At 69.0% G+C, this 26321-nt stretch carries 28 protein-coding genes; 10 read left to right on the plus strand and 18 right to left on the minus strand.

Annotated features, from left to right (window positions below):
- Positions 1-94: 94 nt before the first annotated feature.
- Both ACZ7M3_RS14955 and ACZ7M3_RS14960 read left to right on the plus strand, forming a co-directional pair.
- Positions 95-607, plus strand: a complete 513-nt coding sequence (locus tag ACZ7M3_RS14955) for a DinB family protein (protein WP_472063530.1) — start codon at positions 95-97, stop codon at positions 605-607.
- Between the two features lie 4 nt (positions 608-611).
- A complete protein-coding gene (locus ACZ7M3_RS14960; protein WP_472063532.1) occupies positions 612-1004 on the plus strand; it encodes a VOC family protein in 393 nt (130 codons plus the stop codon).
- A 13-nt stretch (positions 1005-1017) separates the two neighbouring features.
- Here the strand turns inward: ACZ7M3_RS14960 and ACZ7M3_RS14965 are convergent, their stop codons facing one another.
- The gene (locus tag ACZ7M3_RS14965; RefSeq protein ID WP_472063534.1) at positions 1018-1434 is read right to left on the minus strand and encodes a nuclear transport factor 2 family protein; all 417 of its coding nucleotides are present in this window, start codon (positions 1432-1434) and stop codon (positions 1018-1020) included.
- Positions 1435-1606: 172 nt separating this feature from the next.
- Here ACZ7M3_RS14965 and ACZ7M3_RS14970 point away from each other — a divergent pair, with 172 nt between their 5' ends.
- The 3 genes from ACZ7M3_RS14970 (at position 1607) to ACZ7M3_RS14980 (ending at position 4568) form a co-directional block, all read left to right on the plus strand.
- On the plus strand, positions 1607-2173 hold the full coding sequence (locus ACZ7M3_RS14970) for a hypothetical protein (protein WP_095854857.1): 567 nt from the start codon (positions 1607-1609) through the stop codon (positions 2171-2173).
- Positions 2170-3543: a carotenoid oxygenase family protein gene (locus ACZ7M3_RS14975; RefSeq protein ID WP_472063536.1), complete on the plus strand. Its 1374-nt coding sequence runs from the start codon at positions 2170-2172 to the stop codon at positions 3541-3543. The genes ACZ7M3_RS14970 and ACZ7M3_RS14975 overlap by 4 nt, the downstream gene beginning before the upstream one ends.
- An 86-nt stretch (positions 3544-3629) precedes the next feature.
- Positions 3630-4568, plus strand: coding sequence for an RNA polymerase sigma factor (locus tag ACZ7M3_RS14980; RefSeq protein WP_472063538.1), 939 nt, complete (start codon positions 3630-3632; stop codon positions 4566-4568).
- A 30-nt stretch (positions 4569-4598) separates the two neighbouring features.
- On the opposite strand, the gene ACZ7M3_RS14985 is transcribed toward ACZ7M3_RS14980, so the two are convergent.
- From ACZ7M3_RS14985 to ACZ7M3_RS15015, 7 genes are all read right to left on the minus strand, one after another.
- A complete protein-coding gene (locus ACZ7M3_RS14985) occupies positions 4599-5339 on the minus strand; it encodes a DUF2637 domain-containing protein (RefSeq protein WP_095854860.1) in 741 nt (246 codons plus the stop codon).
- Positions 5340-5366: 27 nt separating this feature from the next.
- On the minus strand, positions 5367-5522 hold the full coding sequence (locus ACZ7M3_RS14990) for a hypothetical protein (protein WP_472063540.1): 156 nt from the start codon (positions 5520-5522) through the stop codon (positions 5367-5369).
- Positions 5523-5692: 170 nt separating this feature from the next.
- Positions 5693-6469: an intradiol ring-cleavage dioxygenase gene (locus ACZ7M3_RS14995; RefSeq protein ID WP_472063542.1), complete on the minus strand. Its 777-nt coding sequence runs from the start codon at positions 6467-6469 to the stop codon at positions 5693-5695.
- A gap of 98 nt (positions 6470-6567) precedes the next feature.
- On the minus strand, positions 6568-6996 hold the full coding sequence (locus tag ACZ7M3_RS15000; protein WP_472063544.1) for an organic hydroperoxide resistance protein: 429 nt from the start codon (positions 6994-6996) through the stop codon (positions 6568-6570).
- An 82-nt stretch (positions 6997-7078) separates the two neighbouring features.
- Entirely contained in the window at positions 7079-7981 is a 903-nt protein-coding gene (locus ACZ7M3_RS15005; RefSeq protein ID WP_472063545.1) for a helix-turn-helix domain-containing protein, read from the minus strand.
- A 75-nt stretch (positions 7982-8056) separates the two neighbouring features.
- Positions 8057-8308: a DUF397 domain-containing protein gene (locus ACZ7M3_RS15010; RefSeq protein ID WP_472063547.1), complete on the minus strand. Its 252-nt coding sequence runs from the start codon at positions 8306-8308 to the stop codon at positions 8057-8059.
- Positions 8305-9144, minus strand: coding sequence for a helix-turn-helix domain-containing protein (locus ACZ7M3_RS15015; protein WP_472063549.1), 840 nt, complete (start codon positions 9142-9144; stop codon positions 8305-8307). Before ACZ7M3_RS15015 ends, ACZ7M3_RS15010 begins: the two co-directional genes overlap by 4 nt.
- A 128-nt stretch (positions 9145-9272) precedes the next feature.
- Here ACZ7M3_RS15015 and ACZ7M3_RS15020 point away from each other — a divergent pair, with 128 nt between their 5' ends.
- Positions 9273-9821: an ATP-binding protein gene (locus tag ACZ7M3_RS15020; RefSeq protein ID WP_472063551.1), complete on the plus strand. Its 549-nt coding sequence runs from the start codon at positions 9273-9275 to the stop codon at positions 9819-9821.
- On the opposite strand, the gene ACZ7M3_RS15025 is transcribed toward ACZ7M3_RS15020, so the two are convergent.
- Positions 9730-10998 (minus strand): ABC transporter substrate-binding protein, encoded by a 1269-nt coding sequence (locus ACZ7M3_RS15025; protein WP_472063552.1) that lies wholly within the window; start codon positions 10996-10998, stop codon positions 9730-9732. The two genes, ACZ7M3_RS15020 and ACZ7M3_RS15025, sit on opposite strands and share 92 nt — an antisense overlap.
- 149 nt (positions 10999-11147) lie before the next feature.
- Between ACZ7M3_RS15025 and ACZ7M3_RS15030 the strand changes: the two genes are divergently transcribed.
- The gene (locus ACZ7M3_RS15030) at positions 11148-12053 is read left to right on the plus strand and encodes an NmrA family NAD(P)-binding protein (RefSeq protein WP_472063554.1); all 906 of its coding nucleotides are present in this window, start codon (positions 11148-11150) and stop codon (positions 12051-12053) included.
- 156 nt (positions 12054-12209) lie between these two features.
- Here ACZ7M3_RS15030 and ACZ7M3_RS15035 read toward each other — a convergent pair whose 3' ends face one another.
- The 8 genes from ACZ7M3_RS15035 to ACZ7M3_RS15070 all read right to left on the minus strand — a co-directional run bounded on the left by ACZ7M3_RS15035 (position 12210) and on the right by ACZ7M3_RS15070 (position 22900).
- Complete coding sequence (locus ACZ7M3_RS15035; protein WP_472063556.1) at positions 12210-14057, minus strand: pyridoxal phosphate-dependent aminotransferase; 1848 nt, start codon at positions 14055-14057, stop codon at positions 12210-12212.
- Between the two features lie 205 nt (positions 14058-14262).
- Positions 14263-15411, minus strand: coding sequence for an aldose epimerase family protein (locus ACZ7M3_RS15040; RefSeq protein ID WP_351293657.1), 1149 nt, complete (start codon positions 15409-15411; stop codon positions 14263-14265).
- A 61-nt stretch (positions 15412-15472) separates the two neighbouring features.
- Complete coding sequence (gene mmsB / locus ACZ7M3_RS15045; RefSeq protein ID WP_067369546.1) at positions 15473-16717, minus strand: multiple monosaccharide ABC transporter permease; 1245 nt, start codon at positions 16715-16717, stop codon at positions 15473-15475.
- Positions 16714-18264, minus strand: coding sequence for a multiple monosaccharide ABC transporter ATP-binding protein (mmsA, locus tag ACZ7M3_RS15050; protein ID WP_472063558.1), 1551 nt, complete (start codon positions 18262-18264; stop codon positions 16714-16716). Before mmsA ends, mmsB begins: the two co-directional genes overlap by 4 nt.
- A 32-nt stretch (positions 18265-18296) precedes the next feature.
- Positions 18297-19409: a multiple monosaccharide ABC transporter substrate-binding protein gene (chvE, locus tag ACZ7M3_RS15055; RefSeq protein WP_472063560.1), complete on the minus strand. Its 1113-nt coding sequence runs from the start codon at positions 19407-19409 to the stop codon at positions 18297-18299.
- Positions 19410-19550: 141 nt separating this feature from the next.
- Positions 19551-20519 (minus strand): hypothetical protein, encoded by a 969-nt coding sequence (locus ACZ7M3_RS15060; RefSeq protein WP_054233605.1) that lies wholly within the window; start codon positions 20517-20519, stop codon positions 19551-19553.
- 222 nt (positions 20520-20741) lie between these two features.
- Entirely contained in the window at positions 20742-21746 is a 1005-nt protein-coding gene (locus ACZ7M3_RS15065) for a zinc-dependent alcohol dehydrogenase (protein ID WP_452967587.1), read from the minus strand.
- Positions 21743-22900 (minus strand): mandelate racemase/muconate lactonizing enzyme family protein, encoded by a 1158-nt coding sequence (locus ACZ7M3_RS15070; protein WP_054233607.1) that lies wholly within the window; start codon positions 22898-22900, stop codon positions 21743-21745. Before ACZ7M3_RS15070 ends, ACZ7M3_RS15065 begins: the two co-directional genes overlap by 4 nt.
- 265 nt (positions 22901-23165) lie before the next feature.
- Here ACZ7M3_RS15070 and ACZ7M3_RS15075 point away from each other — a divergent pair, with 265 nt between their 5' ends.
- Positions 23166-23978: an SCO2400 family protein gene (locus ACZ7M3_RS15075; RefSeq protein WP_472063563.1), complete on the plus strand. Its 813-nt coding sequence runs from the start codon at positions 23166-23168 to the stop codon at positions 23976-23978.
- Positions 23979-24176: 198 nt separating this feature from the next.
- Here ACZ7M3_RS15075 and ACZ7M3_RS15080 read toward each other — a convergent pair whose 3' ends face one another.
- Positions 24177-24611 (minus strand): MarR family winged helix-turn-helix transcriptional regulator, encoded by a 435-nt coding sequence (locus tag ACZ7M3_RS15080; protein WP_351293644.1) that lies wholly within the window; start codon positions 24609-24611, stop codon positions 24177-24179.
- Positions 24612-24734: 123 nt separating this feature from the next.
- Between ACZ7M3_RS15080 and ACZ7M3_RS15085 the strand changes: the two genes are divergently transcribed.
- Together ACZ7M3_RS15085 and ACZ7M3_RS15090 are read left to right on the plus strand one after the other, a co-directional pair.
- The gene (locus ACZ7M3_RS15085; protein WP_472063565.1) at positions 24735-25754 is read left to right on the plus strand and encodes an NADP-dependent oxidoreductase; all 1020 of its coding nucleotides are present in this window, start codon (positions 24735-24737) and stop codon (positions 25752-25754) included.
- A gap of 112 nt (positions 25755-25866) precedes the next feature.
- Positions 25867-26286, plus strand: a complete 420-nt coding sequence (locus tag ACZ7M3_RS15090) for an organic hydroperoxide resistance protein (protein ID WP_472063567.1) — start codon at positions 25867-25869, stop codon at positions 26284-26286.
- The last annotated feature ends 35 nt before the right edge of the window (positions 26287-26321 follow it).

The following is a 26321-nucleotide window of genomic DNA, read 5'->3' on the forward strand; positions in this document are numbered from 1 at the left end:
CGTACGGTACGACGAAGCAAGGGTGCCCCAGGCACCCGCCTCGGCGGTCAAATTCGCTCGACACCGAGGAGCGGGACCGTGATGCTGCACACCTATGACGCGAACCGATACACCCACTGCCTGGGACGAACGCACACAGCTGACCACCTTCCTCGACTACGCCCGTGCCACCGCCCGCGCCAAGTGCGAGGGGGTCTCGCCGGAGGGCGCGCGACAGGCCCCGCTCCCCGGATCCCCGCTCATGACGCTGTGCGGGCTGATCAGCCACCTGCGCTGGGTCGAGCACTACTGGATTCAGGTGGTGTTCCTCGGCGGGGAGGACGACGGGCCGATCGCTGCCGCGACGGAGGAGGATCCCGATCCGGAGATGCGGATCGCCGTCGACGTGCCGTTGCCCCAACTCCTCGACGAGTACGAGGAGCAGAGCGCCCGCTTCCGTCTCCTGGTCGCCGAGCACGACCTCAACACCACGGCCAAGCGTCCGATCCGCGACGGCCGGCACGTCGACCTGCGCTGGATCATCCTCCACCTGACCGAGGAGACCGCCCGGCACAACGGCCACCTGGACATCGTCCGGGAACTGGTCGACGGCGAGAAGGGAGCCTGAAGCCATGGGCGAGTCGGCGGGGCTGAACCCGACCATCCGCACCCTCACCTTCGACTGCACCGGTGATCCGTACGATCTCGGCCTGTTCTGGAGCGAGTTGCTCGGCCGTCCGCTGGACGAGGACGACAAGCCGGGCGACCCGGAGGCGTTGCTGCGCGACCCGTCCGGCGGCCCGATGCTGCTCTTCGTGCGGGTCCCCGAGGGCAAGTCGGCCAAGAACCGCATCCACTTCGACCTTCAGCCGCAGGGCCGCACCCGCGCCCAGGAGGTCGCCCGCGCCCTCTCCCTCGGCGCCCGCCAAGTCGCCGACCACACCCGCCCGGACGGCGGCGGCTGGATCACCCTCACCGACCCCGAGGGCAACGAGTTCTGCGTGGAACGGGGCGAGTTGGGCTGAGCGCGCGCTAGCGCTACGCGCCCGTCACCCCGTTCAACGGCACCCGCCGCGCCTCCACCGTCCGCCGCGCGATGCGCCATCCCCCGTCACGCCGCACCACGACGTCCTCGTACGTCACCGATCCGCACCGGCCGTCCGCCATCACCCCCAGTCCTTTGGACCGCACCCGCGCGCGGCCGTCTCCGAGATCGTCGGTGATGACGATGTTGGTGACGTGATGGGCGACGGCGTTCGCGGCGCCGAGGGCGAGGGCCGCGTCCCGGATCGCCTCGATCCCGACCAACTCGCCCTGTCCGAAGGCGGACACGTCGTAGACGACGTCCTCGGTGAACAGTTCCGTCAGTTCGTCGAGGCGCCCGCCGTCGAAGAGGTGGCCGTGCAGGGAGACCAACTCGGCGATGGCCAGGCGGTCTTCGGTGGCGAGTGTCATGGCGGGGCCTTCCGTGTGCGTGCGGTCGTGTGTGGTGTGCGGTGTGACGGGCATCACATTTCTGGGTTCGAACTTTCGCGCTAGCCGTGCATCTGGTCGGTGTCAGGTCACTGGGTGGCTTCGGAGCAGCACGTCTCCGGAGCCGTCCGTTCCATTTCACCGAGGAACTTTCATGGGTTATCTGCGCGGATTCATTCCCTGGATCGTCGCCGGCGTCGTCTCGTCCTTCGACTGGCGCTGGGGCGCGATCGCGGGCCTTGTGTCGGGGCTGCTGCTCCTGCTGCAGGACCGCTTTCGCGGGGTCGGCCTCGACGCGCTGATCCTGGAGATCAGCACCGTCGCGTACTTCGTCGTGGTCGGCGCCGTGGCCGTCGCCGACCCGGGCTCGGCGCTGGCGGACCACACGGACGTCATCTCCTTCGGCTGGCTGGCCGCCACCGCCTGGGGGACCCTGGCGATCCGGCGCCCCTTCACGCTGGGCATCGCCAAGCGCCAGACTCCCCCCGAGTACTGGGACATGCCGGAGTTCGTCCGGGTCAACAACCACATCACCAGTGCCTGGGGCGCCGGCTTCACCTTCATCGGCGTCAGCCTGGCCGTCTGCGGCGCGGTGGACGCCCCGGCCTGGGTGGGCATCGCCGCCCACGTCGCCGGTCTCGTCGGCCCCGCCGTCTTCACGAAGGTCTATCCCGCCCGAGCCCAGGCACGCCTGCTGGCCGCCGCAGGAGCGACCGCGTGACGAACGAGACAGCTCTTCCCCTGTATCTCCAGGGCCGCTTCGCCCCGGTCCCCAAAGAGCACAGCGCGGCCGACCTCACCGTGCGGGGCTCCCTGCCGCCCGACCTGGACGGCCGCTATCTGCGCAACGGCCCCAACCCGCTGCCCGGCCAGGACAAGGGGCACTGGTTCACCGGTCCGGGCATGCTCCACGGCATCCGGCTGCGGGGCGGACGCGCCGAGTGGTACCGCAACCGGTGGATCCGCACCCGCCGGCTGGACGGGCACCCGTTCATCCGCGCCGACTTCACCGTCGACCTGGCCGCGACGCCCGCCAACACGCACGTGATCCGGCACGCCGACACCGTGCTGGCCCTGTGCGAGGTCGGTCTTCCCTACTGGGTCACCCCCGAGCTGGAGACCGTGGGACCGTACGACTTCGGCGGGCGGCTGACCACCGCGATGACGGCCCACCCCAAGGAGGACCCGGTCACCGGCGAACTGCACCTGTTCGGGGCCGGGTTCGCCCCGCCGTACCTCACCTACCACCGGGTCACCGCGGACGGACTGCTGCTCGACAGCAGGCCGGTCGAGGTGCCGGGCCCGACGATGATGCACGACTTCGCCATCACCGAGCACCACATCGTGTGGATGGACCTTCCCGTCGTCTTCGACCCCGCCCTGGCCGGGCCCGGCGGCGGCATGCCCTACCGGTGGGACGAGGAGTACGGCGCGCGGCTCGGGGTCATGTCCCGTACGCCCGGAAGCACCGACGTGCGGTGGTACGACGTCGATCCCTGCTACGTCTTCCATGTGGGCAACGCCTACGAAGACACGCGGGGGCGCATCGTGCTGGACGCGGTGCGCTACGACCGCGCCGGCTTCCGGCACACCTGGTCGGACATCGGCGGTTCCACCAGGGCGAGCGGCCCGGTCGGGGTGAGGGAGCCGGGTCACTCCCAGGCCTCCTCGGTCCTGCACCGCTGGACCCTGGACCCGGTCACCGGCCGCGCCTCCGAGTCACCACTGGACGACCGTGACGCCGAGTTCCCCACGCACAACGAGACCCTCACCGGGCGTGCGAACCGCTACCTCTACACCGTCTCCGGTGACGGCATCGCCAAACACGACCTCACGCGCCACACCAGTCGCACCTACGAGACGCCCGGCAGCCGCTACGCGGGCGAGGCGGTCTTCGTACCGGCGGCGGACGCCACCGGCGAGGACGAGGGGTGGCTCCTGTCGCTCGTCTCGAACGGCGACGGCGAGGCCGGGGAACTGCTCGTCCTCGACGCCACGGAGATGACCGTCCAGGCAGTGGTGGAACTGCCCCACCCCGTCCCGGCGGGATTCCACGGAAGCTGGCTGCCGGAGCCCGTCCAGCGGCCATGATCGACTGGACAGGTCCTAGGGCTCCCACGGCCCCAAGTGGAAGCTCTATCCTACGCGCATCGCCATCGCGACGGAGGCGTTCGGACATGATGCCCCTCACCTCACCCACGGATGAGGAACTCACCCGCCGGGCGCAAGCCGGCGAGACCGGAGCCCTCGGGCTGCTGCTGGCTCGCCATCAGGCGCCGATGCGCGCGGTGGCGATGAGCCTGCTCGGCTACGGCCCCGACGCGGAGGACGTGGTGCAGGACGCCGCACTGACCGCGCTGCGACGCATCGGGGACGTACGGGATCCCGCGGCCGTAGGAGCCTGGCTGCGGGCGGTCGTGCGCAACGCCGCCCGTATGCGGCTGCGTGTCACCCGGGAGACGCCAGGGCTGGACGGCCTCGACCACCTGCACCCGTGTGATCACGAGCCGTCGCACCCGGAGCGGGTCGTCGAGCAGCACGCGATGCGGGACTGGATCTGGGACGCGGTGGAGGAACTGCCCGAGCCGCTGCGGCTGGTGCTGATGCTGCGGCACTTCAGCGGCATCACCTCGTACCAGGAGATCGCCGCCGCCTGTGAGATACCGGTCGGCACGGTGCGCAGCCGACTCAACCAGGCCAGGGCGAAGCTGGCCCAGGTGCTGTTGTCGACCGCCGCCCAGGCGCACGACGACGCTTCCGCTCTCACCGAGGACAGCAGGCAGGAGGCCCTGGTGACCCTGCAGGGTGCCGCGCGCGGCGATCTGCCCCGGGAGATAGCCGAGCTGTGGCCGGCCGAGGCCGAACTGGTCGGTGCGCTCAGTCGAGCGGGTGAGCGCACCCACCCCTTCCCGGCCATGCGGCAGAACCGGGAATCCGGGGTGCGCCAGCACCTGCGCCATGTGGTGGCCAGCCGGGACATCACCATCTGGGAGATGGACGTCATCAGCCCCGCGGATGCGGTCAGCCCCTGCCCGCCGACCCTCGCCTGGCTCATGTTCCGGCGGGACAGAAGAGTTCAACGACTACGGGTGGTCTTCCCCGAACCTCCACGGTGAGCGTTGTTCCGGCGGGGACGGCCGTGACGATCAAGGTCTTGGCTGCTTGGGCCGCCTCATGGTCTGGCAGGCGTGCCGAGGTCCGTGGTGGGGCGAGATCTGGCCGACGAGTTCCCGGAAGCAGATCAGGGCGGTGATGGGGGGGATTCCGACGACCACCATCGCCAGCAGGGAGCGCGGAGACTGGCCGACACAGAGGGCGACCGCCGTGGCGGAGGCGATCAGCATCACGGACCAGGACCGTCTGGCGCTCCGGTGCTGAACGGACGCTCGAAGAATGGACAAACCTGCCACGAGCCACGGTCCGTACACCATCAGCGGCCACCATCGTGCCAATTTCGCCGATACGACCAGTAGTGAAATGCCACGCAGCTGGTTGTATGAATAAGAGACGGACCATCCCAGCATCATCACTGCGGACACAATGATCATTACGACCAGGAAGACAACCGTGATGATCCTGTGTTTTGCGGCAATGGCATGGAATCCCGGCCGGGGCCTGCGCCGGTTGACCGGGCGGCGCGGCAGGGCGTGGCTGTGTGGCGGGGCCGGAGCGGTGGGCGTCACGCTCGACGTCGTGTACAGCATCTGCGCCAGCTCTTCGTCCGGATCCCACGCGTCCGGCTCGATCGCGGGCTCGGGGACGTGCCAGAAGTGTTGCGTCCCGAGCGGATCGGCGCCGGTGAACGGTGGGTTCAGCGGATCGTAGGCGGTGGCTCGCGGATCGAGCTGAATGTCGCGGAGGGTGGGATCGTCCTGAGTCCAGTCCATCTGTCTGCGGCTCCTTTGCGCCCTGGCTCAGCGGGATCCGTCTGTGGGGTGTCCGTCCCACGTGGCCCGCAGGTATTCGCTCTCCATGCGGGTCATGGCCTTGAGGAACTCCTCGAGCAGATCCGCGCAGTGCTCCAGGCGCGCCCTCCCGTCGGCGGTATCGAGCCAGTCGTTTGCGTGCATATCTTTTGTCGTCACGGCTGAATAACGAGCACCATAGGGTGTAAGGCATTCGGTCATTCAGGGGAATGTACGTCCATAGATCCATAGATCAATTGAGATGATCGTGGTGTTATCGAGGCGAGGGCCCCGCCGGTTTCCGGCGGGGCCCGTTGTGCGGATCGGGGCGGACGTCAGCTCGTTTCGACGCCGACCGTCAGCGTGCCCGTGTAGCCCGAGGCGGCCGTGCTGCCCAGGGCCGTCAGGGTGAGGAGGCCGGACACGGCGCCTCCGTCGTCGTAGATCGAGTCCTGGGCGAGGGTGGTGCGGGTGACCGTGTTCGTGGAGTACGGGGAGACCTTGGCCACCGCTGTGGTGATCGTCTCGTTGAAGAAGAGCTGGCCGGTGTGGAGTTCCCGGCCGCCGGTGAAGCTGCCGTCCGAGGTGAGCGTGACTCCCGTGTGCACCTTGAGGTGGATGTGGATGCAGCGGCCCCGGTACCAGCCGGGGTAGATCGTGGTGAGGTTCGCGACGCCGCTGGAGTTGGTGAGGACGCCGCCCCGCAGGAACGAGCCGTCGTCCGGTTCGCTGTGGCCGTTGTTGCCGACGAACCCGGAGTACTCGCCCAGCGCGTCGCAGTGCCAGATCTCCACGAGGGCGCCGGCGAGCGGGGCGCAGGTGTCGTCGTCGACGACGGTGAGCGCGAGCTTGAGCGGGACGCCCGGCTTGCTCTCGGTGATGTCGGCGCGGACCAGGGCGCCGTCCAGGTAGTAGGGGCCTTCGGTCATCTCCTTGGTGAGGGTGCAGACGGCCGCCGCGGCGACGGGGGCCGAGTGCCCCGCGTCCGCCTTGTCGGCTGTGGGGGCTTCCGGTGCGGCGGCGCCCACGGCCAGGGTGGCGGCCGTGGCGCCGGTGGCGATCAGCACCGTACGGCGCCCGATCGGGTGGGCTGCTCCTGAAGTGTCTGTCATGAACACGGCAGATTAGGAACGGTTGCTGTTGGTCAGCTGTCAGTACGGCAAAGTGATGATCCGTCAAGTTCCTTGTGAGACACGTGCGCCGGGTCGGTTCAGACGGTCGCTTCGAGGGTCACGTCGATGTTCCCCCGGGTGGCGTTGGAGTAGGGGCAGACCTGGTGCGTGGTCTGTACGAGCCGGTCGGCGGTCGCCTGCTCCACGCCGGGCAGGTGGACCGACAGCTTCACGGCCAGGGTGAAGCCCCCGTCCTCCTTGCTGAGCAGGCTCACGGTCGACGTGACGGTGGAACCGGGCACCTTCACCTCCTGCTGGGCCGCGATCAGCCGCAGTCCGTTGTGGAAGCAGGCCGCGTAGCCCGCGGCGAAGAGCTGCTCGGGGTTGGTCCTGTCGCCGCCGGGGCCGCCCATCTCCTTCGGCACGGCGAGGACCTCGTCGAGGACTCCGTCGAGGCTACGGACCTCCCCGTTGCGGCCGTCGCCGGTCGAGAGGGCCTCGGTGGTGTAGAGCGTGGTGCTGGACATGGTGTCTCCTTCTGGCTGTACTTGGGCAGGTTTGAGTAGGCATGCGTGGGCATGCCGAAGAGGGGGGTGAGGGTCACCCCGGCTACTGGACGGAAACGGAATCCGTGTCGACGGCGGTCCGCGTGCGCGGGGCGGTGACCTGGGCGAGCAGGGTCAGCGCGGCCTGCGAGGAGGACCCCGCCGCCGCGGTGACCGCGACGATGCGCTGCCCGGGCTCGTTCGGGATCGGCATCGCCTGCTGGGCGACGTCCATCGGGCCGACCAGTGGATGCCGCATCCGGTGGGTCGCGATGTTCCAGGCGCGAACGCGGTGTTCGGACCAGAGGGAGGTGAACTCCCGGCTTTTCATCGTCAGTTGACCGATCAGCTCGGCCAGCTCCGGATCGTCGGGGTACTCCCCGACCGCGAGCCGCAGCTTGCCCACCGCGTCCCTGGCCTTGCGCGACCAGTCCTCGTACAGATCACGGGTGTGCGGATCCAGGAAGACGAGCCGTGCGGTGTTGGGGCGCCGGGCCGGCTGCTCGGGACTGTCCGGATCGAGATGCCCGGCGAACAGCGCGTGCCCGGTGCGGTTCCATGCCAGGACGTCGCTCCGGCGGCCGAGCACGATCACCGGGGTGTCCCCGAAGGCGGCGATCAACTGCCGCGTCGCCTCGGAGACGCGCTCGGGTGCCGGGCGGCGGGGCCGGCTCCTGCCGCTCTTGCGCACCACCCCGGCGAGGTCGTGCAGGTGGCGGTGTTCGGTCTCGTCCAGGCGGAGCGCCCGGGCAATGGCGTCCAGTACCTCCACGGAGGCGTTGAGGGACAGCCCCTGCTCCAGTCGTGTGTAGTACGACTGGCTCACCCCCGCCAGCTGGGCCAGCTCGTCGCGCCGCAGCCCGGGCACGCGCCGGCGCTCCCCGAACGTCGAGAGCCCGACGTCGGCGGGCCGCAGCTGCGCGCGACGCGTACGGAGGAATCGACCGAGCTGGTCCTTGCTGTTCATGGACTTGAGTATGGGCGGGTCCGGCGCGGGTAGCCTGCCCCTCCCAGTAACACGTTGTGGGGCGACTCCGTCGGTTCAGCGGTGGGTGGCGGAGGCGTGGTTGAGGAAGTCGGCCCAGGTGGTGGGGGAGAGGGTGAGGTGGGGGCCGTCCGTGTTCTTGGAGTCGCGGACGTGGATGGTGGAGGGGCAGGTGGCGACCTCGACGCAGTCGTCACCGGAGCCGCCGCTGTAGCTGGACTTGTGCCAGGAGAGGGCGACTTCGACGCAGTCGCCGGAACCGCTGCTGCTGTAGCTGCTTTTGAACCAGGCCAGTTCGGACGTGCTCATAGCGCTCCTCGCATCCGCTCCAGCAGGCTCACGGAATCTTCCAGGGAGAGAGCCTGCGCACGCATCCTGGCATATCGCCTCTGGAGCACGCTGACCACCTTGGGGTCCGAGATGAGCTGGCCACTCATCGGGGCCTCGGTGTAGGCGAACCACTTGTTCTCGGGGGTTTCCAGAAACTGCATGGGGCCGTGCAGCCCGGCGTGCGACTCGCGTACCACCGGCATGACCTGGAGCTCGACGTTCCGCAACTGCGCGATTTCCAGTACGTGATCGATGAGCTCCCGCGTGGCCTGCACTCCGCCCGTACGCCGAAGGAACAGTGGTTCCTCCAGGATGAAGCCGAACGCGGTGTTGGGGCGCTCTCGCAGCAGCCGTTGCCGCTCGGCCCGCGCAACCCATTGGGCCTCGATCTGGTCGTCGTCCAGCGGCGGCAACTCGTCGACGAACAACTGCCGCGCATACCCCTCCGTCTGCAACAACCCCGGAATCAACCGACACTCATAGGTATAGAGAGTGATCGCCGTCGTCTCCAACCTCGCCCACTGCCTGAACCACGCCGCCAACCCCGGCTGCCTCGCCAGATGCCCCGCCGCCTTCCGTAGCGCCCCGGTGTTGCCCAACACCTCCTCCGCCCGATCGACGAACGTCGGATCCGGCATCCGCCGCCCCAGCTCCACCGACGCCACCGTGTGTTTGGAGAACCGCACCCGTTCCCCGAACTCCTCCCGGCTCAGCCCCGCATGTTCCCGCAGGGCCTGTACGACCGCCCCGAACGTCCGCAGACTGTCCGACGACTCGGGCTCTCCACCCGTCCCCACCGCACCATCGACCACCATGGGTCACCTCCCGCGCCCCATGGTCACGCCCAGTGACCGGTACTGTCCAGCGCGTCACCGCGTACGCTCCCGCAGCGTACGCGGCGCCGACCTGGTGCAGCGCGCGCGATCACCGCCAGATTGGGCCCATGACCGCACCACCCACCCCCCAACATCCGGTTACCGTACGTGTGTTCACGCAGCGGCTCAGCGCCACCCCGCGCGGCGCCCGCCTCGCACGTCACCTCGCCCTGCACCAGCTGCACGCCTGGGGCGTCCCGCACGGCACGGACGCCTCCGACGCCGTCGCCGTGATCGTCGCCGAGCTGGCCGCCAACGCGGTCACGCACGGGCGCGTACCGGGGCGGGACTTCGAACTGCGGCTGTCGCTCGTCACGGGCAGCGTCCGCGTGGAGGTCACCGACACGCGCAGTGGGCCGCGTCCGCCGGGACCCGGTGACGTACCGGCCGTGCGTCCCCTCGACGAAGGCGGTCGGGGCCTCGTACTCGTCGAGGCACTCGCCGACCGGTGGGAGGTGCTGGACCGGGAGCCGCCCGGCAAGACCGTCCGTGCCGAGGTCGACCCGCCGGGGTGGCTGTCCCTGGTCAGGAGGTCGAGCGTGTCGCCTTCCCGATCGACGACAGCACCGCCTCCGGATCCCCGCCCGGACCCACCGACTTGCCGATCCGTGCCCTGATCGACGCCGCCACCTGGGACCAGTTGGTCTCGGAGAGGGGGTAGAGCTCCATGTTGTCCAGGGCGTCCAGGCCGTTCCAGAGCTTGGTGTACTGCTTGTCCTCGCGCATGGCGGCGCTCGCCGCGGTGGTGACGGGCAGGAGCTGGTACTCGGCGGCCTGCTGGGTGACGTACTTGTCGCCGTAGAGGAAGTCGAGGAACTCGCCCGTCTGCTCGCGGTGGCCGGCCGAGCGGAAGGCGATCGTCCAGTCGGCCGTGCCCATGGTCGGCACGGTCCGGCCGGTACGGCTCGGGAGCGCGACGGTGCCGTAGGGGACGCTCAGGGTCGAGTCCTCGATCTGGCGCATCAGCGAGAGCGGGGCGTTGACCATGGCCGCCTTGCCGTCCATGAAGGCCTGGAGGGCGGCGCCGCGGTTGAGCTTGCCGGGGAGGGTCGGGCCCGTGAGACCTTCGGTGACGAGGGAGGAGCGCAGCCACTCCAGCGTGGAGACGTTCTCCTTGGAGGTGAGGGCGTAGCTGCCGCTGTTGTCGGTGTAGCCGCCGCCCCCGGCCAGCAGCCAGGTCAGGGTCTCCGCCTCCGCTTCCTCCGGGCCGAGGGGCAGCGCGATCGGGTACGTCACGCCCATGGTCTTCAACACGCGGGCGTCCACGAGTAGTTGCTGCCAGGTGGTGGGGGGCTTCAGGCCCGCCCGGGAGAAGAGGTCCTTGTTGTAGTACAGGAGGCGGGTGCTCGCCGTGAACGGCAGGCCGTACTGGACGCGGCGCACCTGCCCGGCCTCCGCGAGGCTCGGTACGAAGCTGCCCTGGGCGGATATCGACAGCAGTTCGTCCGCGCGGTAGAGCAGGCCCTTGGCCGCGTACTCGGCGTAGCTGTCGCTCTGCACGACGTCCGGCGCCCTGCCCTGCTTGACGAGTGCGGCGACCTTCGCGTCGACCTCGTCGGCCGGGTAGACCTTCGTCTCCACCCGGATGTCGGGATGGGCGGCCTGGAAGGCGAGACTGACGCGGTCCCAGAAGCCGATGGAGTTCTTGTGGACGCTGTCGCCGTAGTTCGTGGCGACGACGGTGAGGGTCGTGGTCTTCGCCGCCGACCCGGAGTCCGTGCCGCAGCCGCTCACGCCCATCGTGAGGCCCAACGCGGCCGTCGTCGTCATCATGATCCGGGCTCTGCGACGCACGGCTCCCACCCCTCCTGGACGAAGAGCGTTGATCGTAGGCCGGGAGAGGCGGTGGCCACAGGGCCGCCGCCGTTGCGTTTTGGTTCCGGTGGTGTGACGGAACAGGTGATCTCATGGGCGCCGTCAACGACTCACAAGGAGACAGACCGTTGGTTGCCAGCAATCTTGTTCTTCTCTCCAACGCCGGTGACGTGGGCCGCACGGTCCTCGACCAGCTGCGCGCGCAGGACGTGCCCACGCGGGTGATGGTCCGCCGCGACGACGCGCGTGCGGCCGAGCTGCGGGTGCTCGGCGCGGAGGTCGTCATCGGAGACCTGACCCGGCCCGAGACCGTCGCCGCCGCGCTGGAGGGTGTCGGGCGGATGTACTTCGCGATGCCCGTGTCGCCGGACCAGCTGCTGGCGGCGACCGTGGTGGCCAGCGTGGCGCGCGAGTACGGGGAGCTGGACGGGCTGGTCGACATGTCCCAGATGACGGTGTCGCAGATGACCGCCACCAGCACCGGGGAGTCGGACCAGCAGCGGCTGCACTGGCTGTCTGAGCAGGTGTTCGACTGGTCGGGCCTGCCGGTGGTGCACGTCCGGCCGACGGCGTTCCTGGACAATCCGCTGTTCACCACACTGGCGGCGCGATCGATCCGGGACAACGGCACGATCGCGCTGCCGTTCGGCACCGGACGCACCTCGCCGATCGCCGTCGACGACGTCGCCCGCGTCGTCGCCACCGTGCTCCGCGACCCGGCCCCGCACGTCGGGCACGTCTACGAGCTGACCGGGCCACGCACGGTCGACATGACCGAGATGGCCGAGGAGTTCTCACGGGCGCTGGGGCGTCCGGTGTCCTATGTCGACGTGCCGCTGGACCGGTGGCGCAGCGAGGTGCTCGCCAAGGCGGGCCTGCCGCCGCACACCGAACAGCACATCGCCACCATGGCCCGGCTGCACCGGGAGAACCGCTACGACCGCACGTCCGACGACGTCGAACGCGTCACGGGCGTGCCTGCCAGGACGATCGAGGCGTTCGTGGCCGCGCGCCGGGATTTCTACCTGGGCTGATCCCCGCGCACGCCGTGCCGGACAGATCCTCGGACAGGGCCTGAGCGGGCCCGGCGAAGTCCGCTGCGGCTCGGCAGCGCCCTGAAGGGGCGCGGGGAACTGCGCGACCAGCCACGACGGACCCGCAGGTGGCGTACCGCACTTTCAGCGGAGCGCTCAGCCGACCTGGTTGTACATCGCGCCCGCCGCCGGCCAGCCCGTGGGCTGGGGTGCCGGTTCCGGCTCGGTGCGGCCCCGTACCTGGGCGGCGGTCAGGCCCCGGTTGCGCAGGCCCGGCATGCCGGTCTGGCCCAGCCCGGCGGCCGGGGCGGGGGCCATGGCGGGCATCGCCGGTGCCTGCGGCGGCGGCTGCATCGACCGTGCCTGCGCCTGGGCCGCCGGTGACGGGGCCTGGGCGACGGCGGGGATCGGCGCCTGCTGTCGTTGTGCCTGAGCCTGTGCGGTCTGGGCCATCTGCGCCATCTGGGCGACCGCGGACATCGGCGGCGCCTGCGGCATCATCTGGGCGGGCATCATCTGGGCAGCGGGCTGCATCTGCGCGGCCGGCTGCATCTGGGCCACCCCCGGCATCTGCGCGACGCCGGGCATCTGGGCGACCGCGGGCATGGGCTGCTGCTGCGGGGCAGGCGCGGGCATGCGTGCCGCGGGCTGCTGCTGCGGCATCATCGCGGCGGCCGGAGCCGGGGCGGGGACCAGGCCCGGCATCCCGGTGGGGGCCTGCGCCGGGGCCGGGCCCGGCCAGGTCTGGGCGGGCGGCAGGCTCGGCATCGCGGCGGCCTGCGCGGCCAGCGGCATGCCGACCCCGTTCGTCTCGCTGATCAGACGGTCCACCGCCGCCGTACCCGAGCTGTAGCTGGTCCCTGTGCCCAGCTCGGGTACGGCGGCTCCCCTCCTGGACCCGTAGAGCACCTGTTCCATGCCGGACACCAGGCGACGCACGTCCGTCTCGGGGCGCACCACGAGTCTCAGGAAGCGACTGGACGAGCCGATCTTGTTGCCGCACTCGCGGACCAGGATCCGGTGCTCGCTCAGCAGTCGGTCGCGCACGACGGTGCCCTCGGCGCCCACGGGAAGCCGTACGAAGAGGAAGTTGCCCTGCGAGGGGTAGACCGTCAGGCCGGGGAGTGCCGAGAGCTGGCGGGCCATGTCGAGGCGGTCGCGGCGCACCAGGTGCAGGCTCTCCATGTACTCGGCGCCGTGCTCCTTGAGCATGAACACCACGGTCTCCGCGAAGGAGTTGAGGTTCCACTTGGGCAGCATGGAGCGGATCTTGCCCGCGAGCGCGGGGTTGGCCACGAGGTAGCCGAAGCGGATGCCGTGCAGGCCGAAGTTCTTGCCGAGGCTGCGCAGGACGATGACGTTGGGCCGCAGGACGGCCTCTTCCACGACGCTCGGGTCGCTCTCGGCGTCGGCGAACTCCAGGAACGACTCGTCGATGACGATCAGGTCCAGGTCCTGGAGCTGGTCCATGAAGTTGACGACCGCACGGCGGCTGAGGAAGCCGCCGTCGGGGTTGTTCGGGTTGCAGATGACGGCGACACGGGTGCCGCGGGCGCGGATGAACTCGATGTACTGGGCCGGGTCCAGAGCGAAGCCGTTGGACTCCATGAGCGGGAACATGTCGACCCGCTTGCCGGTCTCCATGGGCTGGTCGGTCCAGCGGCCGAAGGTGGGGACGGGGATGGCGAGGGACTCGCGCACGAGCAGGTGGTCGATCCAGGTGATCAGTTCCGTGGAACCGTTGCCCATCGCGACGCAGCTCGGCGGGAGTTGGAGCAGCGCGCACAGCTCGGCCGTGATCGTGTCGGCGCTGCTCGGGTAGTACGTGATGATCTCGCGCAACCGCCCGGCCAGTTCGTCGAACATGCCGGGGGTGGGGAAGTACGGGTTGCACGGGATGCAGAAGTCGATCGGGCCGACTCCATCGCTCTCGCGGGCCAGCGCAGCCATCGAGGGGCTGTGCGCCGCAGTACCGCGGAACAGCGAGGCGACGTTGTCGGCCATGGAACCTCCGGTCTCTGGGTGGCCCGTGCGGGGGAGCACGGGCCGCCCTTTCATACGGAGGCGGAGGGGGCGGCGTTCAACTCGTGGGGATTGAGTAAGGGTTGACTTTTCCAGGCAACCGAAAGGGCCCCGGTGGCGTCACCCACCGAGGCCCCGATGTCACGCGGCGGTGTCAGGCGGACGTCAGACGCAGGTCAGACGCACGTCACGCGCTGAACGAGTGGACCGTCGTCGTGCGGTACGTCTGCCCAGGTCGCAGCACTGTCGAGGGGAACGACGGGTGGTTCGGCGAGTCCGGGAAGTGCTGGGTCTCCAGGCACATGCCGTCGCCCTGCCGGTAGGTGTGACCGGAGGGGCCGACCAGGGTGCCGTCCAGGAAGTTGCCCGAGTAGAACTGCACGCCCGGCTGGTCCGTCGCGATCTTCAGGGTGCGGCCGGACTTCGGGTCGCGCAGGGTCGCGATGTGCTCGGGCCCGGCGGTGACACCCTTGTCGAGGACCCAGTTGTGGTCGAAGCCCTTGGCGGTGACCAGCTGGGGGTGGCCGACGCGGATGTCCCGGCCGATCGGCTTGGCCTTGCGGAAGTCGAAGGGGGTGCCCGCGACCTTGGCCAGCTCACCGGTGGGGATCAGCCCCGAGTCGGTGGGCGTGTAGCGGCCCGCGGCCAGGTGCAGCTCGTGGTCGTAGATGCCCCCGCTGCCCTCACCGGCGAGGTTGTAGTACGTGTGGTTGGTGAGGTTGACGACCGTGGCCTTGTCGGTGGTGGCCCGGTAGTCGATGCGCCAGTCGCCGTGCCGGGTGAGGGTGTACGTCACCCGCACCTTCAGCGTGCCCGGGTAGCCCATCTCGCCGTCGACGCTGGTGTAGTGCAGGTGCAGGCCGACGTCGGAGCCCGAGGTGAAGCCCTCGATGTCCCACACCTTGGTGTTGAAGCCCTTGGCGCCGCCGTGCAGGCTGTTCACGCCGTCGTTGACGGAGAGCTGGTAGGCCTTGCCGTCCAGGGTGAACCGGCCCTTGGCGATGCGGTTGCCGTAGCGGCCGATCGTCGCCCCGAAGAACGTCGTCCCGGCGACGTACGAGGCGAGGTTGTCGTAGCCGAGGGAGACGTTGGCGTAGCGGCCGTGCCGGTCGGGGATCTCCAGGGACTGGACGATGCCGCCGTAGGAGATGACCTTCAGGCGCGTGCCGCCGTTCTCCAGCGACCAGCGGTAGACCTTGGTGCCGTCGGCGAGCTTGCCGAAGAGCTCCTTCACCGGCTTCCTGCCTCCTGTGCTGGCGTGCGCGGTGCCGACCGTGCCGGCGGCGAGTCCCGCGGCCGCGGCCGCGGCGATGACCGTACGTCTGCTCGTTTCCATGTGCGGCTCTCCTTGACTGGAAGAGAAAGGCCCCCACCGGAGTGGGGGCCTTTACCGAGACTTACGAACCGACCTTGCGCTTGTTCCACACGTCGAAGCCGACCGCGGCCAGCAGCACCAGTCCCTTGATGACCTGCTGCCAGTCGGAGCCGATGCCGACGAGGTTCATACCGTTGTTCAGCACGCCCAGGACGAGACCACCGATGATCGCGCCGAGGACCGTGCCCACGCCGCCGCTCATCGACGCGCCGCCGATGAACGAGGCCGCGATCGCCTCCAGTTCGAAGTTCAGACCGGCCTTGGGCGAGGCCGCGTTGAAGCGGGCGGCGAAGACCAGACCCGCCAGGGCCGCGAGCATGCCCATGTTCAGGAAGACCAGGAAGGTGACCTTCTTGTCCTTCACACCCGACAGCTTGGCCGCCGGGAGGTTGCCGCCGATCGCGTAGATGTGCCGGCCGATGACCGCGTTGCGCATCAGGTAGCCGAAGCCGGCGACCAGGACGCCGAGGATCAGCAGAACCACCGGGGCGCCCTTGTAGCTGGCGAGCAGCATGGTGACGGTGGCGACGGCGGCGATCAGCGCGACGAGCTTGAGGAGGAAGAGGTTCCGCGGCAGGACGTCGAGGGAGAACTCCTGCTGACGCCCCCGGTCGCGGACCTCCTTGACCACCACGAACGCGATCAGCCCGATGCCCAGGAGCAGGGTCAGGTTGTGGTAGTTCGTGTTGGGGCCGACCTCGGGCAGGAAGCTGTTGGCGACCTTCTGCAGACCCTCGGGGAACGGGCCGATCGTCTGGCCCTTGAGGAAGATCTCGGTCAGACCGCGGAAGGTCAGCATGCCCGCCAGGGTCACGATGAACGACGGTATGCCGAGATACGCGATGAGGAACCCTTGCGCGGCGCCCGCGGCGGCGCCCATGGCCAGACACAGCACCAGGGCGATGGGCCAGGAGATGTCGTGGTTGACCATCAGCACGGCTCCCACCGCGCCCACGAACGCCGTCAACGAGCCGACCGACAGGTCGATGTGGCCCGCGATGATGACGAGCATCATGCCGATCGCGAGGATCAGGATGTAGCTGTTCTGCAGCACCAGGTTGGAGACGTTGCGCGGCAGCAGCAGGTCGCCGTTGGTCCACACGGCGAACAGCACCACGATCAGACCGAGGGCGAACAGCATGCCGTACTGCCGCATGTTGCGGCGCATGCCGTCCAGCATCAGCTGAAGCAGGCTCTCGCCGGTGGCCGAGCCGCTCTTGCCGGGCGGCGCCGGGGCCGGCGTCTTGGCGGTCACATCCGTGCTCATCGGGTTACCTCTTTGTCCTTCGTCATCTGGCGCATCAGCGTTTCCTGCGAGGCCTCCGCCCGCGAGAACTCACCCGTCAGCCGTCCTGCGGCCATCGTGTAGATGCGGTCGCACATTCCGAGCAGCTCCGGGAGCTCGGAGGAGATGAAGACGACCGCCTTGCCCTCGGCCGCCAGCTTGTCGATGACCGTGTAGATCTCGAACTTGGCGCCCACGTCGATCCCGCGGGTCGGCTCGTCGAGGATCAGTACCTCGGGGCCCGCGAAGATCCACTTGCTGAGGACGACCTTCTGCTGGTTGCCGCCCGACAGCTTGCCCACCGGCTCGAAGACGGTCGGCGCCTTGATGTTCATGGACTTGCGGTAGCCCTCGGAGACCTGCCGCTCCTCGTGCTCGTCGACGATCCCGCGCTTCGACACCTTGCCCAGGGCACTGAGCGTGATGTTGCGGTTGATGGTGTCGATGAGGTTGAGGCCGTAGTGCTTGCGGTCCTCGGTGACATACGCGATGCCGTGGCCGACCGCTTCGGAGACGGTCTTGGTACGGATCTCCTTGCCGTCCCGGAGCACCGTGCCGCCCGCGTACCGGCCGTAGGTGCGTCCGAAGACGTTCATCGCCAGTTCGGTGCGTCCGGCGCCCATGAGCCCCGCGATGCCGACGATCTCGCCGCGCCGCACGGAGACCGACACATCGTCGACTACCTTGCGCTGCTGGTCGATCGGGTGGAACACGGTCCAGTCGCGGATCTCCAGGGCGGGCGCGGCGCCCTCCTCCGGGTGGTGCGGCGTCCGCTCCGGGAAGCGGTGTTCGAGGTCGCGGCCCACCATGCCGCTGATGATCCGGTCCTCGGTGGTCTCCGGGGCCTTCACGTCGAGGGTCTCGATGGTCCGCCCGTCGCGCAGGATGGTCACCGAGTCCGCGACCCGCTCGATCTCGTTCAGCTTGTGGGAAATGATGATCGAGGTGATGCCCTGGTTCTTCAACTCCAGGATGAGATCGAGGAGTTTGCCGCTGTCCTCGTCGTTCAGGGCGGCCGTCGGCTCATCCAGGATGAGCAGCTTCACCTGCTTCGACAGCGCCTTCGCGATCTCCACGAGCTGCTGCTTGCCCACGCCGATGTCGGCGACGCGGGTCTGCGGGTTCTCGTCGAGCCCGACCCGCCGCAGCAGCTCGGAGGCGTGCCGCAGCGTCTCGGTCCAGCTGATGAGCCCGCGGGTGGCGTGCTCGTTGCCGAGGAAGATGTTCTCCGCGATGGAGAGGTAGGGGATCAGGGCCAGTTCCTGGTGGATGATCACGATGCCGTGGTGCTCACTGGCCCTGATGTCCTTGAACGAGCAGACCTCTCCCTCGAAGAGGATGTCCCCCTCGTACGATCCGTGCGGGTGGACGCCGGAGAGGACCTTCATCAAGGTCGACTTGCCGGCGCCGTTCTCCCCGCAGATGGCATGGACCTCGCCCTGCTGGACGGTCAGAGTGACGTCCGACAGCGCCTTGACGCCGGGAAAGGTCTTGACGATCGAGCGCATTTCCAGGACGGGTCCCGCCATGGTCGTGCCTTCCAATCACTAGGGGGTGGCGGTTACTTGAGGTCGCTGTCCTTGTAGTAGCCGGTGGCGACGAGTTCCTTCTCGTAGTTGGTCTTGTCGACGCTGACCGGCTGCAGCAGGTAGGCGGGGACGACCTTGGTGCCGTTGTCGTACGTCTTGTCGTCGTTGATCTCGGGCTTCTTGTTGTTGAGGGCGGCGTCGACCATGTCCGTGGCCACCTGCGCCAGCTTGCGGATGTCCTTGTAGACGGTCTGCGTCTGCTCACCCGAGATGATCGACTTCACCGAGGCCAGCTCGGCGTCCTGACCGGTGACGACCGGCAGCGGCTTGTTCTTGGAGCCGTAGTCGTCCGACTTCAGCGAGGAGAGGATGCCGATGGAGATGCCGTCGTAGGGCGAGAGCACGGCGTCGACCCGGGCGCTCTTGTACGACGAGGTCAGGATGTCGTCCATGCGCTTCTGGGCGGTGCCGCCGTCCCAGCGCAGGGTGGTGACCTGGTTCAGCGCGGTCTGGCCGGACTTGACGACGAGCTGCTTCTTGTCGATGTACGGCTGCAGGGCCTTCATCGCGCCGCCGAAGAAGTACTTCGTGTTGTTGTCGTCGTTCGAGCCGGCGAAGAGCTCGACGTTGAACGGGCCCTTCTTGGAGCCGTCCGCGAGACCGAGCTTCTGCAGGATGTAGTTGCCCTGGAGCGTGCCGACCTTCTCGTTGTCGAACGACGCGTAGTAGTCGACGTTCTTGGAGCCGAGGATCAGGCGGTCGTAGGAGATCACCGGGATCTTGGCGTCGGCGGCCTGCTGGAGCACGTTGTTCATCGACTTGTTGTCGATGGCCGCGATGATCAGGGCCTTCACGCCCTGCGTGATCATGTTCTCGATCTGCGAGACCTGCGTGTCCGGGTCGTCCTCGCCGTAGGCCAGCTTGGTCTTGTACCCCTTCGCCTCAAGGTCCTTGACCACGTTCTTGCCGTCGGCGATCCAGCGCTCGGAGGACTTGGTCGGCATCGAGATGCCGATCGTGCCGCCCTTGGTGTCCTTGCTGTCGGTCTTGCTGCCACCGTCGCTGTTCTGGCCACAGGCGGTCAGGGTGAGGGCGAGGGAGGCCGCGCCGGCGATGGCGGTGAGAGCGGCTCTGCGGTTGCGCATGATCATCATCCTTGATGTCTTGGACCGGCTCGGTCTCGCGTTACGGGGATGCTCCGAGAGCGTTGCGAGGGAAGACCGAGTAGAGGTGTGTGGGATTGTGCGCGGCTGTGTCGGCTTGTGTGAAGGGGGTTTGTGCGAACGTTATGAGGTGGTGTTGAAGCGCGTGAGAGTTCCGGGCAGCCGGGATCCGAGCGGCGCCATGTCGCCGTCCGCTCCGTGCCGCGCGAGCAGGTCCAGGGCGAGTCGGCCGCGACGCACCCGTTCCTTGGCGGTGTTGAGGGTCAGGTCCCTCAAGTGGTGCCCGTACGGGTAGATTCCGGGGGCTTTGGACAGGCCGAACTTGAGGTACAGCGGAGCGCCGCGCCGGATCAGCTCGGCGACCTCGTACATCCGTACATAGCCGCCGAGGTCGTCGGGAGCCTCGATGTACATGTCCATCGGAGCGGCTGAAACTCGCCGTATCTCGGTGAGATGATCGAGCGTCAGATCGCTCGGCACGTTGATGGAGTCCGCGCCGAGGTTCTCGTACACCGCGTACGAGGCCGGGTTGACCGGACCTACCAGTGCCGAGAGCTTGAGGGTCGTGTCGGCCGGGATGATCCCCGCCGCGCGCGCCCGGTGCAGGGTCCACAAGACGCCCTCGTCGGCGACGAGAAGACACTTGACGCCCAACTCCGTCGCCCGGAGGGCGTCTTCGACGCAGCCGGCCACCGCGTCGTGGCCACGGGCCCGCAGGCCGCCGCCGCGCGAGTCCGAGCGCACCGAACCGCCGATGTCCCAGGTGCCGCGCGGCCCGGTGAACAGGCAGAGTTCGATGTCTCGTTCACCGGTGGCCTCGACCATCTCGGTGATCTCGGCGTCGGTCAGCATCCAGACACCGCTGCCCTGGCTGATCCGGTGGATCGGTACGTCGAGCCGCGAGGACTCCTTGAGGACCACGGCCAGGGCCTCGGGCCCCTCCACGGAGGGAACCTCGGTGCGCCAGCGGCCGCCCCCCGGGAAGGTGTGCGGCGAGGCGTCGGCGGGGGAGAGGGCGGGCGCGCCCAGGCCGAGCGCGGCGAGCGCCTGCTCACCGGGTCGACGGGCTGCCGTAGGGGCGGCGTCGGTCACTGGCTGTCCTTCGTGTTCGAGGGTGGCGCGTACAGATGTGGTGCGCATGCAGATGTGGTGTGTGCGGACGGGTTGGTGGCGGGTGCCGGCGCGTGGTGCATGTACTGATGCCGATACGTTCGATATTTCGAACGAAGTTCGCGGCCTTGGGTGCGCGGGGCCTGGGTGGTACGCCGGTACGGAGCCGTCAGGTAACTCCGTACCGGCGTACGGCTCGGGGGACTACGGCTTCAGCAGGACCTTTCCGACCTTGGGATCGCCGGACCCCACCAACTCGATGGCCTGCGGGAACTCGGCGAGCGGCAACTCGTGCGTGACCAGCGGCAACGGGCTGAGCAGTCCGGCCCCGAAGACCCGCACGGTGTGCGCCCAGGCCGCCGGCGGCGCACCGAACACGGTGTGCACCTCCAGCTGCCGTACGACGAGATCGGTGGGGTCGAGCCCCTCGGCGCCCGGCGCCGGGATCCCCGTGAGGACCAGGCGTCCGCCGCGCCTCAGCAGGGAGGCGGCGGTGCGTGCGGCGGACGCGGACCCGGCGGTCTCGATGACGACGTCGAAGTCGTCGGGGAGTTCCTGGTCCTTCGTACGGAAGTCGGTGGCGCCGAAGTCCTTGGACAGCGCCGCCCGGTCCGGCCGGGTCCCGACCACGAGCAGCTCCGCCGGAGAGTTCGCCTTCAGGAACTGGATCGCGAACATCCCGAGCGTGCCGGTCCCGACCACCGCGACCCGCTCACCGGGCCGGGCGTTCGCCTTCAGCGCGGCGGCCGCGATGCAGGCTGCGGGCTCCAGGAGGGCCGCCGCCGTCAGGTCGGCGTCGTCCGGCAGCACGTGCAGCAGCCGCGCCGGGAGGGTCAGCGTGGTCGCCATCGCGCCCGGCTGGGTGAACCCGGTCTCCTCGTACCCCGCCGTGCACAACGTTGTCTCGCCCGCGTGGCAGCGGTCGCAGACCTGGCAGTTGCGGAAGCCCTCGCCGACGACCTTGCGCCCGACGATCGACTCCGGGACCCCGGCCCCGACCGCCTCGACGGTCCCCGACCACTCGTGGCCGGGCGTGAGCGGATAACGGACGTACCCGTCAGGGCGGTTGCCCTGGTAGACCTCGCGGTCGCTGCCGCAAATGCCCACGGCGTGCACCCGTACCAGCGCCTCACCGGCGCCCGGCCGCACCGGCTCGTGCTCGATCAGCCGGTGCTCGCCCGGCGCCTGGACGACGACCGCGGTGCTCACTGCGACCCCTTGGGCTTGCGCTGCTCCCAGCCGTCGGCCCACAGGTCGAAACGGGCCTGCTGCTGCGGGAACTCGGCCGCCGCGTCGACGTCCAGCTCGACGCCGAGACCGGGCTCGTGGGACAGCTCGAAGTAGCCGTCGACGACCTGCGGGGCGCCCTTCACGACCTTCTTGATCTCCGCGTCCGCGAAGTCGTTGAAGTGTTCGAGGATCTTGAAGTTGGGGGAGGTGAAGCCGACTTGGAGGGAGGCGGCGGTGAGGACGGGGCCACCGACGTTGTGGGGCGCGACGAGGACGTAGTGCGCCTCGGCGGTGGCGGCCAGCTTCCGGGTCTCCCAGATGCCGCCGATGTGACCGACGTCGGGCTGGATGATGTCCACGGCCTGGCTCTCGAAGAGCTCGCGGAACTCGATGCGGTCGTGGATGCGCTCACCGGTCGCGACCGGGATGTCCACCTTGGCGGCGACCTTCTCCAGGGCCTTCAGGTTCTCCGGCGGGACCGGCTCCTCCAGCCACGCGGGCTTGAAGGGCGCGAGCTCGCGGGCGAGCCGGACGGCGGTGGAAGGGGAGAACCGGCCGTGCATCTCCAGCATCAACTCGGCCTCGGGGCCGATCGCGTCGCGCACGGCTTCGATCAGCGACACGGAGTAGAGCGTCGCCTCGTGGTCGAGCTCGAAGTGCCCGGTCCCGAAGGGGTCGATCTTCAGCGCCTTGTACCCGCGCGCCACGACCTCCTGGGCGGCCTTGTGATAGGCCTCCGGAGTTCGCTCGGTCGTGTACCACCCATTGGCGTAGGCCTTGACCCGGTCGGTGACCTTGCCGCCGAGCAGCTGCCACACGGGGACGCCGAGTGCCTTGCCCTTGATGTCCCAGCAGGCCATCTCGATGACCGCGATGCCGGACATCACGATCTCGCCGGCGCGCCCGTAGTCGCCGTACTTCATCCGTCGGACGAGGTCCTCGACAGCGAACGGGTCGGAGCCGAGAATGTGATTGGCCTCCGCCTCCCGCAGATAGCCGATCAGTGCGTCGGTGTGGCCCAGCATGCGGGTCTCGCCGACTCCGGTCAGGCCCTCGTCGGTGTGCACCTGGACGTAGGTCAGGTTGCGCCAGGGCGTCCCGACCACGTGTGTGCTGATTCCCGTGATGCGCACGGCAGTTGCCCCCTGTGCTCTTGCGGCTCTGTTCGAAATTTCGTCACACGTTCGAAATGCTGGCGTGACAGTAAGGACGTGGCCCCGGAGGTGTCAATGGGTCGAACGGAACGATCGGCGGCGGATTTTGCCGGTATGCCTCGGCTCGTCGCGCGCGCGATGCTGCGAACGGGGCGCGGGGCGCGCCGGAACAGGTGGTTCACTACACAACTTTCACAGCTGTGACTATGAACGTTACCTGTGAGGAACTTAGTCTTCCGGCGTCATGGACTACTGCGACCCGTGCCGACGGCACCTCAACGGCGCCCTTGCCTGCCCGGGGTGCGGCACCTCAGCCGAACAGCTCCGCACGCATGCGGAGCAGACCGACAAGCGTGCCGGAACGGGCGCGGGGGCGGTCGATGCCGGTGGCGACTCGTTGTACGAGGGCGACAACGACGACGATGAAGATCCCGACGACGACGAGGACGACGACGGCGAGGGGGAGCCGTCCGGACGGGCCGCTGCCCGGCGGCGCGGTCGTGGGCGCGGGAGAGGCCGGGGCCGGGACTCGGAGGGGCCCGGCGGTGCGAGCCGGCGGGACCGGAAGGCCGCGGCGCATCGTCGTCGGCGGCGTCGGGTGCTGCTCATCGCCGCGGGGTTCGTGCTGGCGGCGGGTGGGCTGAGCCTCGCCGAGCTCGGCATAGACGGGCCGGGGCTGTTGCCGAAGCCGGCCGCGGCCGGAGGCGAGTCGGCGGACGGGTCGGCGTCCTCGGACGCCGGGACGGCGCGGCCGATCACCGACGCGGGGGGTTCGTCCGGTGCTACGTCCACCGCGTCGCCCTCTCCGGACGCGTCGGCGTCTCCCTCCGCTTCCCAGTCCGCCAAGGACGACAAGTCCAAGGACGACAAGAAGAAGGACACGCAGGAGCAGTCGGCGACGACGGGTACCGGTGTGGTGCCGTCCTCGACGTCCGGGCCCGTGTCCTCGACTCCGCCGAAGTCGTCGCCCAGGCCGACGGCCGCGCCGACCTCGGCCGCGCCGTCGCCCTCGCCTTCACCTTCGCATTGCAACCGTTTCCTGTGGTGGTGCACGTAGGGGGTTCCTCGCCCCCGCCGCCCCTACCCGTCCCATCCCCGGGGCTCCGCCCCGGACCCCGTCCAGCGGTTCTTTTTCGGCTGCGGCGGGTGGGGGTTGCTCGCGCAGTTCCCCGCGCCCCTAAAAGCTCGGGGCGAAGCCCCGTCTCAGGGGCGCGGGGAACTGCGCGGCCAGCCCCCACCCGCCCGCAGCCGAAATCTACGGCGTGAGCATTCTCTGCAGGAGGTCCCGGAGGGACAGGCGCTCCTCGGTGGAGAGGCCCGCCAGGGGCTCGCGGGCGAAGTTGAGGGCGTCGCGGAGGGAACGCGCGACACGCCGCCCCTCCTGCGTCGCCGCGGCCAGCTTCACGCGGCGGTCGGACGGGTCGGGGCGCCGCTCGACCAGGCCCCGCGCCTCCAGCCGGTCCACGATCCCGGTCACGTTCGACGGCTCGCACTTCAGCTTCTGGGCGAGCCGCCGCATCGGCAGCGGCTCCAGGGAGAGCAGGCTCAGAAGTCGCGCCTGCGCCCCGGTCAGCGCATGCTCGGCGGCAGCGTCCTCGTACTCCTCGTGATAGCGGGCCACGACCGTGCCGATGAGGCCCACGACCTCGAGGGTCAGCGGGTCGATACGGGTTGTTCTTTGCGTGGCCATGGGCTCCAGGCTACCCCGTTACTTGACATCATGAAATATTGAGGAGCATGGTTGTTTCAGGTACTGAAGTATTCGACCGTAGTCGCACGTACCCGTGCATGCACGCAGGAAAGGCACCCCCTCATGACCGAGACCCAGCTCCCCGCAGTCAACCGCGAATGGCACCTGGTCAGCCGCCCGGTCGGCTGGCCGAAGACCGAGGACTTCGCCCTGGTCGAGGCCGAGGTCCCGCAGCCGGGGGAGGGCCAGGTCCTCGTACGGAACGCGTACGTGTCCGTCGATCCGTACATGCGCGGCAGGATGTCGGCGGCCAAGTCGTACGTCGCCCCCTACGAGCTGGGCAAGGTCATGCAGGGCGGCGCGGTCGGTGAGGTCGTCGCCTCCAACGCCGAGGGCATCGAGGTCGGCGACCACCTCCTGCACTTCTTGGGCTGGCGCGAATTCGCCGTCGTGGACGCCAAGCAGGCCGTCAAGGTGGACCCGCAGGCCGCGCCGCTGTCGACGTACCTCGGCGTCCTCGGCATGACCGGCCTCACCGCCTACGCGGGCCTCCTGCGCACCGCCTCCTTCAAGGAGGGCGACTCCGTCTTCGTCTCCGGCGCCGCCGGTGCCGTCGGCAGCCAGGTCGGGCAGATCGCCAAGCTCAAGGGCGCCTCGCGCGTCATCGGCTCCGCCGGCTCCGATGAGAAGGTCAAGCTGCTCGTCGAGGAGTACGGCTTCGATGCCGCCTTCAACTACAAGAACGGCCCGGTCAGCGAGCAGCTGCGCGCCGCCGCCCCCGACGGCGTCGACGTCTACTTCGACAACGTCGGCGGTGACCACCTGGAGGCGGCCATCGGCCGGCTCAACCGGGACGGCCGCATCGCCATCTGCGGCGCGATCTCCGTCTACAACAGCACCGAGCCCGTCTCCGGCCCGAAGAACCTCGCCCGCCTCATCCAGACCCGCGGCCGCATCGAGGGCTTCCTGGTCGGCGACCACTACGACCTGCAGGCGGAGTTCGTGCAGGAGGTCGGCGCCTGGGTCCGCTCCGGCGAGCTCAAGTACAGCGAGACGGTCGTCGAGGGCATCGAGAACAACCTGGAGGCGTTCTTCGGCGTCCTGCGCGGCGACAACGTCGGCAAGATGATCGTCAAGCTCTGACCCTCCGGCCTTCGGGACGGCTGTCGCCAGGCTTCCGGCATGCGGTAACTTCTTTCCGAAACCGTCGCGATCGTGGGCGCGAGTCGCGGCGGACCAAGGAGGAACGCACCGTATGTCCATCCAGCAGACCGATGTCCTCTACACCGCCGTCGCCACCGCCGAGAACGGCCGCGACGGCCGGGTCGCCACCGACGACGGCAGGCTCGACGTCGTCGTGAACCCGCCCAAGGAGATGGGCGGCAGCGGCGCCGGGACCAACCCGGAGCAGCTCTTCGCCGCCGGGTACAGCGCCTGCTTCCAGGGCGCCCTCGGTGTCGTCGCCCGCCGGGAGAACGCCGACGTCTCCGGTTCGACCGTCACCGCGAAGGTCGGCATCGGCAAGAACGAGGACGGGTTCGGGATCATCGTGGAGATCTCCGCGTCGATCCCGAACGTCGACGGGGCCACCGCACGGGACCTCCTCGAAAAGGCCCACCAGGTCTGCCCCTACTCGAAGGCGACCCGCGGCAACATCACCGTGACGCTCGTCTGACGGCGCTCGTTGTGCACGGCGGAGGCCGCACCCTA

The sequence above is a fragment of the Streptomyces sp. NPDC111656 genome (genome assembly GCF_055656965.1).

Coding starts and splice junctions, on each gene's coding strand:
- ACZ7M3_RS14955 (WP_472063530.1), top strand. CDS start 95: ATGACGCGAACCGATACACCCACTGCCTGGGACGAACGCACACAGCTG.
- ACZ7M3_RS14960 (WP_472063532.1), top strand. CDS start 612: ATGGGCGAGTCGGCGGGGCTGAACCCGACCATCCGCACCCTCACCTTC.
- ACZ7M3_RS14965 (WP_472063534.1), bottom strand. CDS start 1,434: ATGACACTCGCCACCGAAGACCGCCTGGCCATCGCCGAGTTGGTCTCC.
- ACZ7M3_RS14970 (WP_095854857.1), top strand. CDS start 1,607: ATGGGTTATCTGCGCGGATTCATTCCCTGGATCGTCGCCGGCGTCGTC.
- ACZ7M3_RS14980 (WP_472063538.1), top strand. CDS start 3,630: ATGATGCCCCTCACCTCACCCACGGATGAGGAACTCACCCGCCGGGCG.
- ACZ7M3_RS14985 (WP_095854860.1), bottom strand. CDS start 5,339: ATGGACTGGACTCAGGACGATCCCACCCTCCGCGACATTCAGCTCGAT.
- ACZ7M3_RS14990 (WP_472063540.1), bottom strand. CDS start 5,522: ATGCACGCAAACGACTGGCTCGATACCGCCGACGGGAGGGCGCGCCTG.
- ACZ7M3_RS14995 (WP_472063542.1), bottom strand. CDS start 6,469: ATGACAGACACTTCAGGAGCAGCCCACCCGATCGGGCGCCGTACGGTG.
- ACZ7M3_RS15000 (WP_472063544.1), bottom strand. CDS start 6,996: ATGTCCAGCACCACGCTCTACACCACCGAGGCCCTCTCGACCGGCGAC.
- ACZ7M3_RS15005 (WP_472063545.1), bottom strand. CDS start 7,981: ATGAACAGCAAGGACCAGCTCGGTCGATTCCTCCGTACGCGTCGCGCG.
- ACZ7M3_RS15010 (WP_472063547.1), bottom strand. CDS start 8,308: ATGAGCACGTCCGAACTGGCCTGGTTCAAAAGCAGCTACAGCAGCAGC.
- ACZ7M3_RS15015 (WP_472063549.1), bottom strand. CDS start 9,144: ATGGTGGTCGATGGTGCGGTGGGGACGGGTGGAGAGCCCGAGTCGTCG.
- ACZ7M3_RS15020 (WP_472063551.1), top strand. CDS start 9,273: ATGACCGCACCACCCACCCCCCAACATCCGGTTACCGTACGTGTGTTC.
- ACZ7M3_RS15035 (WP_472063556.1), bottom strand. CDS start 14,057: ATGGCCGACAACGTCGCCTCGCTGTTCCGCGGTACTGCGGCGCACAGC.
- ACZ7M3_RS15040 (WP_351293657.1), bottom strand. CDS start 15,411: ATGGAAACGAGCAGACGTACGGTCATCGCCGCGGCCGCGGCCGCGGGA.
- mmsB (WP_067369546.1), bottom strand. CDS start 16,717: ATGAGCACGGATGTGACCGCCAAGACGCCGGCCCCGGCGCCGCCCGGC.
- mmsA (WP_472063558.1), bottom strand. CDS start 18,264: ATGGCGGGACCCGTCCTGGAAATGCGCTCGATCGTCAAGACCTTTCCC.
- chvE (WP_472063560.1), bottom strand. CDS start 19,409: ATGCGCAACCGCAGAGCCGCTCTCACCGCCATCGCCGGCGCGGCCTCC.
- ACZ7M3_RS15075 (WP_472063563.1), top strand. CDS start 23,166: ATGGACTACTGCGACCCGTGCCGACGGCACCTCAACGGCGCCCTTGCC.
- ACZ7M3_RS15080 (WP_351293644.1), bottom strand. CDS start 24,611: ATGGCCACGCAAAGAACAACCCGTATCGACCCGCTGACCCTCGAGGTC.
- ACZ7M3_RS15085 (WP_472063565.1), top strand. CDS start 24,735: ATGACCGAGACCCAGCTCCCCGCAGTCAACCGCGAATGGCACCTGGTC.
- ACZ7M3_RS15090 (WP_472063567.1), top strand. CDS start 25,867: ATGTCCATCCAGCAGACCGATGTCCTCTACACCGCCGTCGCCACCGCC.